This window comes from Isoptericola sp. NPDC056605 (assembly GCF_042792795.1).
Lineage (GTDB): Bacteria > Actinomycetota > Actinomycetes > Actinomycetales > Cellulomonadaceae > Isoptericola.
The window spans coordinates 191,139-204,785 of record NZ_JBHTVT010000007.1 but is presented as its reverse complement, the minus strand read 5'-3'; the positions used below and the strand labels follow the sequence as shown (position 1 = coordinate 204,785).

The 13,647-nt window shown below is 76.4% G+C and carries 9 protein-coding genes; 2 read left to right on the top strand and 7 right to left on the bottom strand.

Translation table 11 applies throughout. From position 1 onward, the window contains the following. Positions 1 to 241 precede the first annotated feature (241 nt). Positions 242 to 1,243, top strand: coding sequence for a L,D-transpeptidase family protein (locus tag ACFQ8Y_RS10015; RefSeq protein ID WP_430585351.1), 1,002 nt, complete (start codon positions 242 to 244; stop codon positions 1,241 to 1,243). An 18-nt stretch (positions 1,244 to 1,261) separates the two neighbouring features. Here the strand turns inward: ACFQ8Y_RS10015 and ACFQ8Y_RS10010 are convergent, their stop codons facing one another. Both ACFQ8Y_RS10010 and ACFQ8Y_RS10005 read right to left on the bottom strand, forming a co-directional pair. After that, the gene (locus ACFQ8Y_RS10010; RefSeq protein ID WP_430564446.1) at positions 1,262 to 2,488 is read right to left on the bottom strand and encodes a UDP-N-acetylmuramate dehydrogenase; all 1,227 of its coding nucleotides are present in this window, start codon (positions 2,486 to 2,488) and stop codon (positions 1,262 to 1,264) included. A 2-nt stretch (positions 2,489 to 2,490) separates the two neighbouring features. After that, on the bottom strand, positions 2,491 to 3,774 hold the full coding sequence (locus tag ACFQ8Y_RS10005) for an MFS transporter (RefSeq protein ID WP_430550535.1): 1,284 nt from the start codon (positions 3,772 to 3,774) through the stop codon (positions 2,491 to 2,493). 101 nt (positions 3,775 to 3,875) lie between these two features. Here ACFQ8Y_RS10005 and ACFQ8Y_RS10000 point away from each other — a divergent pair, with 101 nt between their 5' ends. Next, entirely contained in the window at positions 3,876 to 5,012 is a 1,137-nt protein-coding gene (locus tag ACFQ8Y_RS10000) for a LacI family DNA-binding transcriptional regulator (RefSeq protein ID WP_430585350.1), read from the top strand. A gap of 18 nt (positions 5,013 to 5,030) precedes the next feature. Here the strand turns inward: ACFQ8Y_RS10000 and ACFQ8Y_RS09995 are convergent, their stop codons facing one another. Genes ACFQ8Y_RS09995 through ACFQ8Y_RS09975 form a run of 5 tightly spaced genes read right to left on the bottom strand, consistent with a single transcriptional unit; the run spans position 5,031 to position 13,429 of the window. Further along, complete coding sequence (locus tag ACFQ8Y_RS09995; RefSeq protein ID WP_430585349.1) at positions 5,031 to 5,717, bottom strand: GNAT family N-acetyltransferase; 687 nt, start codon at positions 5,715 to 5,717, stop codon at positions 5,031 to 5,033. Then, positions 5,714 to 7,918: a penicillin acylase family protein gene (locus tag ACFQ8Y_RS09990; RefSeq protein WP_430585348.1), complete on the bottom strand. Its 2,205-nt coding sequence runs from the start codon at positions 7,916 to 7,918 to the stop codon at positions 5,714 to 5,716. Before ACFQ8Y_RS09990 ends, ACFQ8Y_RS09995 begins: the two co-directional genes overlap by 4 nt. Beyond that, the gene (locus ACFQ8Y_RS09985; RefSeq protein WP_430585347.1) at positions 7,915 to 10,404 is read right to left on the bottom strand and encodes a GNAT family N-acetyltransferase; all 2,490 of its coding nucleotides are present in this window, start codon (positions 10,402 to 10,404) and stop codon (positions 7,915 to 7,917) included. Before ACFQ8Y_RS09985 ends, ACFQ8Y_RS09990 begins: the two co-directional genes overlap by 4 nt. Continuing rightward, positions 10,401 to 11,861 (bottom strand): lysine N(6)-hydroxylase/L-ornithine N(5)-oxygenase family protein, encoded by a 1,461-nt coding sequence (locus tag ACFQ8Y_RS09980; protein ID WP_430585346.1) that lies wholly within the window; start codon positions 11,859 to 11,861, stop codon positions 10,401 to 10,403. Before ACFQ8Y_RS09980 ends, ACFQ8Y_RS09985 begins: the two co-directional genes overlap by 4 nt. Further along, on the bottom strand, positions 11,858 to 13,429 hold the full coding sequence (locus tag ACFQ8Y_RS09975; RefSeq protein ID WP_430585355.1) for a pyridoxal phosphate-dependent decarboxylase family protein: 1,572 nt from the start codon (positions 13,427 to 13,429) through the stop codon (positions 11,858 to 11,860). The genes ACFQ8Y_RS09980 and ACFQ8Y_RS09975 overlap by 4 nt, the downstream gene beginning before the upstream one ends. Between the last annotated feature and the right edge of the window lie 218 nt (positions 13,430 to 13,647).

Genomic DNA, 13,647 nt, shown 5'->3' with positions numbered 1-13,647 from the left:
GTCCCGCCGCCCCCCGAGGGCGGCGGGACCGACCGCGTTCTCGACGGGTTCGCTCGCCCCGCGGGCCGGGCCCAACCTTTTCCCTCCGTCGTGCGTCTGAGCAGGTGAACGGCAGACGACAGGTCACGACACGGTGACGATCACGACACGAACGGAGCGCTGCGTTCGCGCCCCGGGCACCCGCAGGGCACGGTAGTACCCCGCGGCGCGCCTGGTGCGCCGACGGCGCGGAAGGGGCTCCATGCGTACGGTTCCCAGCCTGAGGCGACGCCTGCGGGCGTCGCTCGTCGGCGTCCCGGTGGTGCTCGCCCTGACCCTTGCCGGGTGCGCTCCCCTGTCCGGCGAGACCGAGCCCGAGCCGGGCGCGGCCCCGACGACCTCCGCTCCCCCGTCCGAGGACGGCGCCGGGTCGGCGTCCGACGACGCGCAGGAGCAGGCCGAGCAGGAGGCCGCCGAGAAGAAGGCGGCGGAGAAGAAGGCCGCCGAGGAGCAGGCCGAGCAGGACGCTGCGGAGGAACGGGCCGCGGAGAAGGCGAAGAAGGCCGCGGAGAAGAAGGAGGCCGAGAAGAAGGCCGCCGAGAAGGCCGCGAAGGAGCAGGCGGAGCAGGAGGCGGCGGAGAAGAAGGCCGCCGAGGAGCGGGACAAGATGCTCGAGTACGGCGACTCCGGCGAGCGGGTCGTCGCGCTCCAGGAGCGGCTGCAGGAGCTCGGGTACTTCATCCAGGACGCCGACGGAAGCTTCGGCCCGGCCACCCAGCAGGCGGTGTGGGCGCTGCAGAAGGCCGCCGGGCAGTACCGTGACGGCGTCGTGGGTCCCAAGACGCAGGCCGCGCTGGACGACGGCGTCCGCCCGAAGGCGCACACGTCGTCGGGCAAGGCGATCGAGATCGACCTCGACCGGCAGCTGCTCATGACCGTCGAGGGCGGCAAGGTCACCCGGATCATCAACGCGTCGTCGGGCAACGGCGAGACGTACGAGGCCAAGGGCCGCAGCTACCACGCGACGACGCCGCGCGGCTCCTACGCCGTGTACATGGAGCGCAACGGCATGCACGAGTCCACGCTGGAGCTGGGGTCGATGTACCGGCCGAAGTACTTCTCCGGCGGGTACGCGGTGCACGGCTCGGGATCCATCCCGCCGTACCCCGCGTCGCACGGCTGCGTGCGCGTGTCCAACGCCGCGATGAACTGGCTCTGGGACTCGTGGGGCACGCCGAAGGGCACCCCGGTCGTCCTCTACTGACCCGGCCGGCGGTGCCGGCTACAGGGCGGTGCCGACCAGGACCGGCTCGGGCTCGAGCTCGATGCCGAACGCGTCGCGGACGCCGTCGCGCACGGCGCGGGCGAGGGCCACGAGGTCGGCCGCCGTCGCTCCGCCGCGGTTGGTCAGCGCGAGCGTGTGCCGTGTCGACAGGCGCGCCGGGCTGTGCTCGCCCGCGACGCCGAAGCCCTTGGTGAACCCCGCGTGCTCGATGAGCCAGGCGGCGCTCGTCTTCACGAGCGTCGGGTCGACGACGCCGAGGCTCGGGCTCACCGTCGACTCCGGCGTCGCGGAGCGCACGGCGAAGCGCGGCGCGTCCTCGGGCAGCTCGTCCGCCGCGTCGGCCGGCAGCACCGGGTTGGTGAAGAACGACCCCGCCGACCAGCGGTCGTGATCGCCGAGCGGCACCCCGCCCACGCCGTCCAGCAGCATGCCCTTGCCGCCGCGCAGCTCCAGCACGGCCTCGCGCACCTCGGCCGACGGCGCGCGCTGCCCCACCTCGACGCCGAGGCGCCGGGCGAGCTCGCCGTAGCCGACGGGCGCGGACAGGCTGCCGAGCCGCATCTGCAGGTTGACCTCGAGCACGACGTACCGCGGCGTGGGGTACCAGGGCGCGCCCTCCCCGCCGTCGGCCCGCATCGTGCGCTTGAGCAGCGACGTGCGGTACCCGAAGCCCAGCTCGCTGAGCGTGAAGGTCCTGCGGCTGCCGGTGGCGCGGTCCCAGGTGACCACCGACGCGACGACGCCGGACACCTCCTGGCCGTACGCGCCGATGTTCTGCACCGGCGCGGCGCCGAGGGTGCCCGGGATGCCGGACAGCGCCTCGACCCCCACCCACTCGTTCGCGACGGCCTCGGCCACGAAGGCGTCCCAGTCCTGCCCGGCGGGCAGGCGCAGGCTCGCGCCCCCGCAGGCGCCGTCGGTGCCGCAGGAGTCCTCGAGGTCGGCACTGAGGCCCTGGCGCGCGTCGCGCACGACGACGCCGGCGAACCCCTCGTCCGCGACCAGCAGGTTGGAGCCGCCGCCGATCACGAGCAGCGGCCGCCCGGCGTCGTCCGCGGCGCGCACCGCGTCGATCAGCTCGGCCTCGGACTCCGCCTCGACGTACTCGTCGACCGGGCCTCCGACGCGCAGCGTGGTGAGCTCGGAGAGGGCCGGAGCGGCCGTCTCGCGCCCGTCGTGCTCACGGGCGGGCTCGTCGGCGGACGGCGTGTTCAGGGTCGACAGGCTCACTCGCCCAGCGTACGCGCCGGGTCGGGAGCGGCCGGCAGCGGCTTCGCCGCCCCGGCGACCAGCAGCCCCAGCGCCACGGGCACGGCCAGCACCAGCAGGGCGTCGCGGTAGCCGACGTGCTCGGCGAGGAAGCCGATGAGCGCGGGGCCGACGAAGAACGCCGAGTACCCGATCGTCGAGACGACGGAGACGCGCAGGGCGGCACGCTTCGGGTCGTCCGAGGCGGCGGACATGCCCAGCGGGAACCCGAGCGACGCGCCGGCGCCCCAGATCGCGACCCCGACCAGCGCGACCCACAGGGACGGCACGAGCGCGAAGACGAGGACGCCCACGAGCGCGGCCGCGCCGCACACCCGCAGCATGGGCACGCGGCCGTAGCGGTCGATGAGCGACGTGCCCGCCAGCCGGGCGAGCGTCATCGCGCACAGGAAGACGGCGAGGCCGATGGCGCCGACGGAGTCGTCGGTGCCGAAGCCGTCGACGACGGCGAGGCTCACCCAGTCGTTCGCCGCCCCCTCGGTGAGGGCGGCGGCGAGCACGACCAGTCCCACGAGCAGCGTGCGCGACTCGCGCCAGGTCGCCAGGGTGTCGCGCAGGGTGTGGCCGGTGCCCGTGTCGACGGCCGTGGCCGGGTCGGCCCGCGTGTCCGGCGCGGGCGCCCCCACCGCCGCGGCGTCCGCCGTCGGCTCGAAGAACCGCACGCAGGCCACCACCACCAGCAGGTCGATCACCATCACGGTGATGACGTGCCCGGGCAGCGAGGCGCCGGCGTGCGCCGCCAGGGCACCGATGCCCGCGCCCGCGACCGTCCCGAGCGAGAAGCCGGCGTGGAAGCGCGGCATGACGGACTTCCCCAGGCGCTGCTCGACGACGGCGCCCTCGAGGTTCATCGCCGCGTCCCAGATGCCCACGCCCATGCCGCCGAGGAAGAGGCCGACGCGCACCAGCATCGGGTGGTCGCCGTCGACGGCGAGGGTGGCGACGGCGAAGCCGGCGGCGGCCAGCGCGGCGAACGACACGCAGGTGCGGCCGGCGCCGATGCGGGAGGCGATCATGCCCGACAGCGGCAGCGCGACGAGCGACCCGATGGCTCCCGTGAGCAGCAGCACGCCCATCTCCGCCTCGGAGAAGCCGAGGCCGTCACGCACCGCGGGGATGCGGGAGGCCCACGTGGCCATCCCGATCCCGGCGACCACGAAGACGACGAAGACGGCCCAGGCCGCACGGACGGCGTGCGCGGGCGGCGCGGCCGGGCGCTCGGGCGGCAGATCGGTGCTCACGGTCCGACGCTTCCGGATTCCGCCACGCCGGTCAAATCGATTCGAGCACGCGCTGGTCAGCGCGGGTAGGCTTCGCCCCGGACCTCGCCGGAAGGAGCCCCATGGGCCGCAGCAACGCCCGACCGACCCTCGCGCGGGTGGCCGAGCTCGCGGGTGTCTCGGTCTCCACCGCCTCGCTGGCGTTCTCGGGCGCGGGACCGATCACCGCCGAGACGCGCGACAAGGTGCTCGCCGCCGCCGCCGAGCTGGGCTACTCCGGCCCCAACCCGCTGGGCCGGCAGCTGCGCTCCGGACGCTCCGGCATCGTGGGCGTCGTCCTCGGCGACCAGCCCGGCCGCGCCTTCCGCGACCCGGTCGCGGTCAAGGTGCTCGACGGCCTCGTGGACGTGCTCGGCGCCGAGGGCCTGGGCGTGCTGCTCATCCCCGGCGTGCGCGCGGTCCCCGGGCCGCGCGTCGACGGCGAGGAGACGGCGCCCGTGCCCGCCGTCGACCCCCTGCTGGAGTCCGCCGCCATGGACGTGGCCGTGCTCGTGTGGGGCGTGCTCACCGACGACGCGACGCTCGCGGCCCTGCGCCGCCGCGACGTCCCCGTCGTGGTCGGCGAGGGCGGCCGGGTCGAGGGCGCGCCGCTCGTCGCGCTGGACGACCGGGCCGGCACGGCCCTGGCCGTGCGCCACCTGCAGGAGCTGGGGCACACCCGCATCGCGGAGATCACGCTGCCCCTCGACGCCGCGGAGCGGTCCGGCCCGATCGACGCGGCGCGCCTCGCCCAGGCGGACCGCACGTCGACGCGGCACCGTCTCGCGGGCGTCCGCGACGCGGTGGAGCCCGTGATCTCGTGGGAGACGCCCGCGTCCCTCGTGGAGCACGGTCGCGACGCCGCGACGGAGATCCTCGGGGCGTGGGTGCCCGAGACGGAGCGCCCGACGGCGATCGTCGCGCACTCGGACCTGCTCGCCGCGGGTGCCGTCATCGCGGCCCGCGAGCTCGGGCTGCGCGTGCCCGAGGACGTCTCGGTCGCGGGCTTCGACGGTATCGACCTGCCGTGGCTCTCCCCCGACGTGCTCACCAGCGTGCACCAGCCGCTGCAGGCCAAGGGCGCCGCGCTCGGCCGCGCCGTCCTGGGCGTGCTCGCGGACGAGGAGCCCACCAGCACCACGCTCCCCGTGGAGCTCGTGCCCGGCACCACGACCGGCCCCGTGCCCGACGTCGTCCGCCCCGCCGACCCGCAGGCCTGACGCCGGCCCGGCACCGGCTCAGCCGGCGGTGCCGAACGCCGCCGCGACGAGCTCCTCGGCACGCTCGCGGGGGCAGAACGCCAGCACGGCCTCCTTCGGCCCCTGGGGGGACTCGAAGCGCACGGTGCCCGCGGCCTCGAAGCCGAACGCCGCCATGCGCGCGACCGCGGACCGGTTGCGGGCGTCCGGCTCGCCGACCAGCCGGCGCGTGCCCGGCCGGGCGAACGCGAAGGCGAGCACCGCCGGCCCGACCACGGCCCACGGCGCGACGTCGTGGCGCGCGGCCGGCCCGTCGCCGCCCTTGAAGAAGTGCATGCCGAGGTCGCCGGGCCGCACGTCGTAGGCCGTCGAGACCGGGTCGTCCTCCGGGTGGTACAGCTGCACCAGGACCACCGGCTCGCCGTCCCAGCGCACCAGGTAGGCGTGGTGCGTGGGCAGGGAGTCGACGAACGCGTACGTGGCGCTCAGGTCCTCGCGGCTCAGGCCCGCCAGGCCCCAGAACCCGGCGTGCGGGCGGTTGACCCACTCGTGCAGCACGTCGAGGTCGGCGACCGGATCCAGCACGTGCGCCGAGACCGTGCCCGCGCCCGGGACGTCGGCGCGCCACACCTCCGCGCCGCGCGCCCCGGACAGGAGGCGGTCGGACGTCGCGGGCTCGGTCGTCGTGAGCTCGGTCGGGTGGTCGGCGGTGGGCTCGCGGGTCATCGGTCCTCCGAGGGTCGTCGGGTCGGCAGGGGTTCCGGGCGCAGCCGCGCCCAGTCGGTCTCGATCGGGGTGGTGCGCGCCTCGGCCCACGCGGGGTGCTGGTCGGCGAAGTGCGGCGAGCGGGGGTCGCCGGAGGTGCCGAACGGCACTCCCCAGCGGCTGCGGCGGCGGTCGCCCAGGTCCCACACCCAGCGGGCGACCGACCCGTGCAGGACGGCGTGGGTCACGCCGGGCACGCCCGCCGTGCAGCGGACCGCGTCGACCGACCCGCCCAGCGGACGCGCGTGCTCCGCCGGCACCGCGGGCGCCGCCGCGCCCGGAACCAGGCCCAGCGCGTGCAGCGGGGCCAGGCGGTGCAGGTCGCCCCACGTCTCGACCGGGCGGCCGGGGTGGTCGCCCGGGTGGTCGCCGCTCGGCTCGTCGTGGACGTCGACGTCGTCGAGGTCCGCGAGCGCCTCCGCGGCCAGGCGCCCGTCGTCGACGACGCCCGAGCCCAGGATCACCGCGAGCGCGTCTCCGACGCGTGCGACGACGTCGAGCCACGGCGCGAAGACCTCGGGCAGGCCGTGGGGCTCGTGCAGCGCGGTGAGGGCCGGGTCGGCCGCGACGCGGCGCACCAGCGCGTGCCGCCAGCGCGCGAACAGCGCGGCGTCCGCGGAGCCGGCGTCCATCCGCGCGCCCGCCGCCGCCCACGCGCGCAGCCGCGCAGCGCGGCCCGCGGTCCCGACAGCGCCGACCGCCTCGGCCGCCCCGAGCGCGCCGACGGACGGGCCCGGCCCGAGCCGGGCGACGAGCCCCGCCGCGCCGCCGTCGTGGGTGTCCGCGAGCACGCGGTCCTGGGCCGCGGCCGTCTCCCCGCCGGGCGGCGGGTCGGCGAGCAGCGCGCGCACGCGCGCGGCCCGGTGCGGGGCGTAGGCGTGGCCGAGGTCGTGCTCCGTCCGCGCGGGGCGGTGGTTGGCGTCCACCGCGACGTCGGTCACGACGGCGGGCGCGGGCAGCCGTCGCCACGCCGGCGGGGTGCCGCCGGTCGCCGGGACGACGCGGCCCGACGGCGCCACCTCGGGCACCAGGCCGGCGGTCAGGCGCAGCACCTCGCCGGTCGAGTCGGCGGCGAGCACCCGGTCCACGGGGTCGACCCAGCCGGCGAACGCGGTGGCGACGTCGCGCGCCGTGGCCGCGTGCTGGAGCGCGCGCCAGGCGGCCACGCCGGCGTCCGCGGTGACGCGCACGGGCCAGCGGAGGCTGTGCCGGTCCGTGACGAGCGGGCCGCGGGGCGTCTCGGCCCAGCGCACGACCACGGGTTCGCCGCCGCGCACGGGCACGGTGTCCGAGCCCTGCGCGACCACCCGCGCCCCCGCGGCGGCGGCGTCGCACCCCTCCGCGTACAGCTCGACGTGGTGCGCCATCGCGTTGGTGACGCCCCAGGCCACGACGGTCTCGGCGGATCCGGCCGACGACACCGCCTGCCCGAAGTGCAGCACTCCCGGGACGCCCGGGAAGGCCAGCCCGACGACGTCGTGACCCGGGCGGGCGAGCCGGACCTGCTGGTAGACGCCGGGCAGCTCGAGCAGCCGGTGCGGGTCGCCGGCGAGCAGCGGAGCGCCGGACGCCGTGCGGGAGCCGTGCAGCGCCCACGCGTTGGACCCCGACGACGGGCCGCCCGCGCCGTCCCGCGCGCCCCACCAGCCGACGGCCGCGTCGCCCAGGGTCGGGCCGAGCGTGCGCGCCACGTGCTCGCGCCACAGCAGGTGCGGGAAGCCGCTGAACAGCACGTGGTGCACCAGGAACGTGCCGACCGGCGTCCAGGGCCGCCAGGGCTCGTCGTCGGGCAGGTCCGCGCCGCCGAGGGCGCGGGCGAGCTCGGCCCGCTCGGGCGTGTCCCGCCCGCCGGCGTCGAGCCCGGCGCGCACGCCGTCGGCGTACGCGCCGAGCCACGCCCGCTCCGGCTCCGCGAGCGCGTCCCAGACCCGGCGCGTCGTGTCGGCCAGGCGCACGCGGGCGGCGAACCGGTCCCACTCCAGCCCGGCCGGGCCGACCCGCGCGGCGAGCCGCCCCTCGCCGTACCAGCGGTCGACCTCGAGCTGCCAGCCCCGGTCCAGCGCGGTGACGTAGCCCTGCCCGTACGCCAGGTCCGCCTCCGAGCCCGCCCGTACGTGCGGCACCCCGAGGTCGTCGCGGAAGAGCTCGAAGGGGTGGGTCACGGGGCGTCCGGGCGGGCGACGGGGTTGGCCATCGTCCCTGCGTACAGCAGCGAGGCGGACTGGTCGGTGAGGTCCACCATCTGCAGCGTGTTGCGCAGCTGCAGCCGGTTGAGGCACGAGTGCGCGAACCGCCGGCCCCGCAGCTCGATCCGCCCCGCCAGGTCGGGGTGCTCCGCCCCGTGCCGGTCGATCACGTCGGCCACCACGGCCCAGAACCGGTCCTCGCCCAGCACGCCGTCCACCGCGAGGATGCCCGCGAGGTGGCGAAGCACGCCGTCGAACACGTCGGTGAAGATCGACAGCGCCTTCTGGTCGGCGTCGACGACGGCGCGCGCCCGCTCCACGCCGGCCGGCAGCTCGCGGTGCCCGAGGACGGCGATCTCCTCCCCGATGTCCTTCATGAACACCCGCCGCACCACGCCGTCGCGCAGCACGAGCACCAGGTTCTCGCCGTGCGGCATGAACGCCAGGTCGTGCGCGCGCAGGCAGTGCACCAGCGGGTACAGGTAGGCGTCGAGGTAGGCGCGCAGCCACGCCTCGGGCGCGATCCCCGACTCCCGCACGAGGGCGGTGGCGAGCGCCCGCCCTGCCGCGTCGCGGTGCAGCAGGCTCGCCATGGTCGCCAGCCGCTCCCCCGGCGCGGTACGGGGCACGGGCGACTCGCGCCAGAGCGCGGCGAGCATCTTGCGGTGCGCGCTCGGGCGGGCGGTGCGGTGGTAGACGTCGCCGGTGTAGCCGACCGACGCGCGCTCGCGCAGGACGCCGAACCCGGCGTCGCGCAGCGTGGGGTCGCCCGCGACGACGCCCGCCACCCAGTCGTTGATCTCCGGGGTGCCGCGCATGTAGGCCGGGGAGAGCCCGCGCAGGAAGCCCATGTTCTGGATCGCGAGCGCCACCTTGACGTAGTGCCGCTCGGGCCGCGTGCGGTTGAACATCGTGCGGATCGACTGCTGCGGCTGGTACTCGTCGGCGCCCGGGCCGAGGGGCACCAGGTCGCCCCGCGCGACGTCCGCGGCGAACGTGATCGGCACGCGGTGCTGCCACTGCCAGGGGTGCACCGGCAGGTACAGGTAGTCGGCCGGGTCCTGGCCGCGCGCGGCCAGCCGCTCGGCGAACGCGGCGCGCTCGGCGCCGGAGAGCTCGGCGCCGTACAGCTCCCGCTCGGTGAGGCCGTCGCCGACGGCGAGGTGGGTGTGCTCGCGCCGCGCCGCCAGCCACATCAGGCGCATCCGCTCGCCACGCTCGGGGGCGAACGACCGGTAGTCGTCGAGGGAGAACCCGATGCGGCCGTTGTTCGCGAGGAAACCGGGGTGCCCCTCGGTCATCGCCGCCTCGGTGGCCTGGAACGCGTCGGCCCGCCGCCGGTCGTCGTCGCCCTCGTCGCCGGCGCCGGAGCCGTGCGGGACCAGGTCCGTGAGCAGCGCCGGCACCTGCGGGGACGCACCGGCCAGCTCGCGGTCGCGCTTGGCGCACGCGGCGGCGAGGGTCGAGGACAGCTCCTCGAGGTAGGTCGCCACGAGGTCGTCCGGGATCTGCAGCAGGGGCTGCAGCTCCGCCACCAGCTCCAGCGCGTCCACGGGCAGGTCGGCGCCGTCGCCAGACGACGCCGTGCGCGTGATGGACGCCGGGTCCACCACCCAGTGCTCCAGCGCGAACGTCCGCGCCGCGAACCGGTACGTGACGCCGTCGAGCGCGAGCTCGTACCGCCCCGGCTCCGGGTCGGGCTCGGGGCGGAAGAGCCGCTCGTGCGCGAGCTCCGCGAGCGCCTTGGCGGCCAGGTGCCGGTGGGCGTGCTCGGCGACGTCGGGGCGCAGGTGCGGCGCGAGGTCCGCGCCGTCGCCTTCGCCGAGGCCGGCGAGGGCGCCGAGCGGGGACACCGCGAAGTCCGCCCGCGCGCACACGCTCAGCGCCGCGCGCTTGGTGTGCCCGCCAGGTCCGTCGCCGTCGTCGAGCTCCACCTCGCGCAGCACGCGGAACCCGGCGGCCGCGTTCTTCGCGGCGATCGCACGGTTGCGCACGTCCGGCTCGACGACGACGCGCGCCCCGCCGCGGCCCTCCGCGGCCAGGCAGAAGCGCACGACCGCGGCCATCACCGCGTCGGTGAAGCCCGGCGCGCGGGCGGCCGGGTCGTCGGGCGGAGGCGCCACGAGCAGGTGCATGCCGACGTCGCCGGGTGCGGCGTCGTGCACGCCGACGAGCAGCACGCGGGCCGGGTCGTAGGTCTCGGCGTAGAAGGCGGGGACGCCGTCGACGCGGCCGAGCCAGCCGTCCTGCCGGTCGTCGTCCGCGATGTCGGCGAGGTAGTCGCGGACCTCCGCGACGCCCAGGTGCCCCATCTGCCAGAACACCGACGCCGGGTGGGTCAGCCACCCGTGCACGGTCGCGGCGTCCCGCGCCGGGTCGACCGGCTCGAGGACGACGGCGTCCGGGGACGTGCGGGGCGTGCCGGCGCCGCGGGCGGTCCGGGTCTCGGCGACGGCGGTCATCGGGCCACCTCCCGCTCGGCCGCGGCGGGTTCGGGCGGCGACCAGGGCGTCGAGGGCTCGCCGTCGGGCCGGCCGCCCGGCAGGCCGAACGTCTGGAACGCGATCCGTCGCTCGATGGCGTACGGCTCGCGGCCGGTGACCTGCGCGAGGATCACGGAGTTCCGCCAGGCGGCGAAGCCCAGGTCGGGCGCGGTGACACCGTGGGTGTGCGCCTCCGTGCCGCCCACGTGCAGGCGGCCGCCCGCGCCGGCCGTGTAGTCGCGGGCCACGTCCACGCGACCCAGCTCGTCGAGGTCCACCAGGCCGGGCGCCACGAAGCCGGGCACCCCCGACCCGTACCCGGTGGCGGCGACGACGGCGTGCGTGCGGTGCTCCGCCGTCGTGCCGAGCTGGCCGTGCCGCAGGGTGAGGACGTACTCCCCCGCACGGTCGGTGCTGCCGTCGGCTCCGTCGTCGGGCTCGTAGCGCGCCGCGACCACCTCCGTGTCCGACAGCAGGGTGGTCGGCACCTCTCGCCCGAGGGCCGACTTGCGGTACAGCGTGTCGTAGATGTCGTCCACGAGGTCGCCGCTGATCCCCTTGTACAGCGCGCGCTGCTCGCGGCCGAGGATCTCGCGCAGCTCGGTGGGCAGCGCGCGGTAGTGGTCGGTGTACTCCGGCGACGTCATCTCGAGCGTGAGCTTCGTGTACTCCATCGGGAAGAAGCGCGGCGAGCGGGTCACCCAGTCCACGCGGTGGGCGTCGGGCGCTGCGTCCTCGAGCAGGTCGCGGTACACCTCGGCGGCCGACTGCCCCGACCCGACGACGGTCACCGCGCCCGACGCGGCGAGGGCGGCGCGGTGCGGCAGGTAGTCGGCGCTGTGCACGACCGGCCCGGCGCCCGGGTGCCGGGCCGCCTCCGCCGCCAGGGCGGCGAGCGGTCCGGGGAGCTGCGGCGTCGTCCCGACGCCCAGGACGACGTGGCGCGCACGGTACGTCTCCGTGCGGGCCGTGCCGTCCGGGCCGGCGGAGAGGCGGGCGGTCACCACCAGGTCACCGGTCTCCTCGTCCCGGTCCACCGCCGTGACGTCACGGCCCCAGCGCAGGGTGGTGAGCCGGTCGGCCGCCCAGCGGCAGTACTCGTCGTACTCGGCACGCAGCGGGTAGAAGGACTCACGGATGTAGAACGGGTACAGCCGGCCCGTGTCCTTGAGGAACGCGAGGAACGAGTACGGCGACGTGGGGTCGGCCATCGTCACCAGGTCGGCCAGGAACGGCACCTGGATCGTGGCGCCCTCGAGCATCATCCCGGGGTGCCAGCTGAAGCCCTCGCGCCGGTCGAGGAAGACGGCGTCGACGTCGTCGAGCGGGTCGGCGAGCGCGGCGAGGCCCAGGTTGAACGGCCCGACGCCGATGCCGACGAGGTCGTAGGTGCGGTCGTGGGCACGGTCGTGGGCACGGTCGGTCGGGCGGGTCATCGGGCGACCTCCTCGAGGGCGGGGTCGGTGGGCGCGGCGGACGCGCGGGTCAGGCGCGGGTGGACGCCCCGGCACGGCGGCGCGTCCAGGTCGAGCAGCTCCTCGCCGGCGAGCAGCCCCTGCGCCGTGGCGCGCACCAGGTCGAGCACGCCGCGGACGTCGTCGAGCGTCGCGTCCGGGTTGAGGAGCGTGAGCTTGAGGCACGGACGCCCGTCGATCACCGTCTTCGCGACGAGCGCGCGGCCGGAGTCGAACAGCACGCGCCGCACGCGCGGCACGAGGGCGTCGGCCTGCGCGTCGTCGAGGCCGCCGGGCTGGTAGCGGAACAGCACGGTGGACAGGTCGGTGGGGGCGAGGAGCCGCAGGTCGGGGTCCTCGGCGAGGTCGGCGTGCACGGCCGCGGCGAGGTCGCAGACGGCGTCGACCATGTCGCCGATCCCGTCCGCGCCCACGGCGCGCAGGGTGGCCCACAGCTTGAGCGCGTCGAACCGGCGCGTGGTCTGCAGCGACCGGTCGACGAGGTTGAGGTCGGGGTTCGGCTCCCCCGCCTCCTCGGCGGGGTTGAGGTAGTCCGCGTGCCACGCGGCCCGCGCCAGGTCGGCGGCGTCGCGCACCAGGAGGGCGCTGGAGGAGACCGGCTGGAAGAACGTCTTGTGGAAGTCGACCGTGACGCTGCGTGCCCGCTCGACGCCGTCCAGCAGGTGGCGACGGCGCGGCGAGACCAGCAGCCCGCCGCCGTACGCGGCGTCGACGTGCAGCCAGGCCCCGACGGCGTCGCACAGGTCGGCGACCGGGGCGATCGGGTCGACGCACCCGCGGTCGGTGGTCCCCGCGGTGACGACGACGGCCATGACGACGTCGCCCGCCCGCTCGACGTCGACCAGGGCCCGGGCCAGCGCGCCCGGGTCGAGACGGCCCTCGGCGTCGGTGCCGACGCCGATCACGGCGTCGTCGTCGAGGCCGAGCAGCAGCGCGGAGCGCGCCACGCTGAAGTGCCCGGCGGTCGTGGCGAGCACCCGCAGCCGGCCGAGCCGCTCGCGCCGCGCCGCGCCGCCGAGCCGGGCGCCGTCGGGCCCGGTGAGCGCGGCCTCGCGCGCCAGGTGCAGCGCCTGCAGGTTGGACTGCGTGCCGCCCGAGGTGAAGACGCCGTCGCTCCCGCCCGGGAAGCCGATGCGGCCGGCCGTCCACCCGACGAGGCGCTGCTCCATGAGCGTCGCGACCGTGGACTGGTCGTACGTGTCGACGGACGTGTTGATCGCGGCGAGCATCGCCTCCGCCCCGACCGCGGGGAGCGCCACCGGGCAGTTGAGGTGCGCGGCGTACGCGGGGTGGTGGAACCAGACGGCGTGCGAGGCGTAGAGGTCGGCGCTCTCGCGCAGCGCGTCGGGCGTCCCGACCGGCGGCCCGTCGAGGTCGACGGCGTCGACGAGCGCCTGCAGCTCGCGGCGGCTCGCACCGCAGAACGGCTGGCGGGCGGTCTCGACGCGGGCGGCCACGTCGTCCACGACGGCGTGCAGCGCGCCGGCGTAGTCGGCCGCGGTCGCGGCTCCGAGCAGGGCGGAGGGCATCGTCACGGGGCTCCTTACGAGGATCGGGTTAGGTCAGCCTCGCCTAACTTAGGTGCCGAGACTTCCGCTGCCAACCGCAGCGACGCAGATCACACCGCCCCTCGACGGGTGCGGGCAGCGGGACGGCGGCGGCGTCGACGCCAGGGGAGGCGCCAGGGCGGGTGACCATGGTCGTCTTCACGGTGGTCGCGGCCGTGGGAGCATCGTCCAGCTCTCCC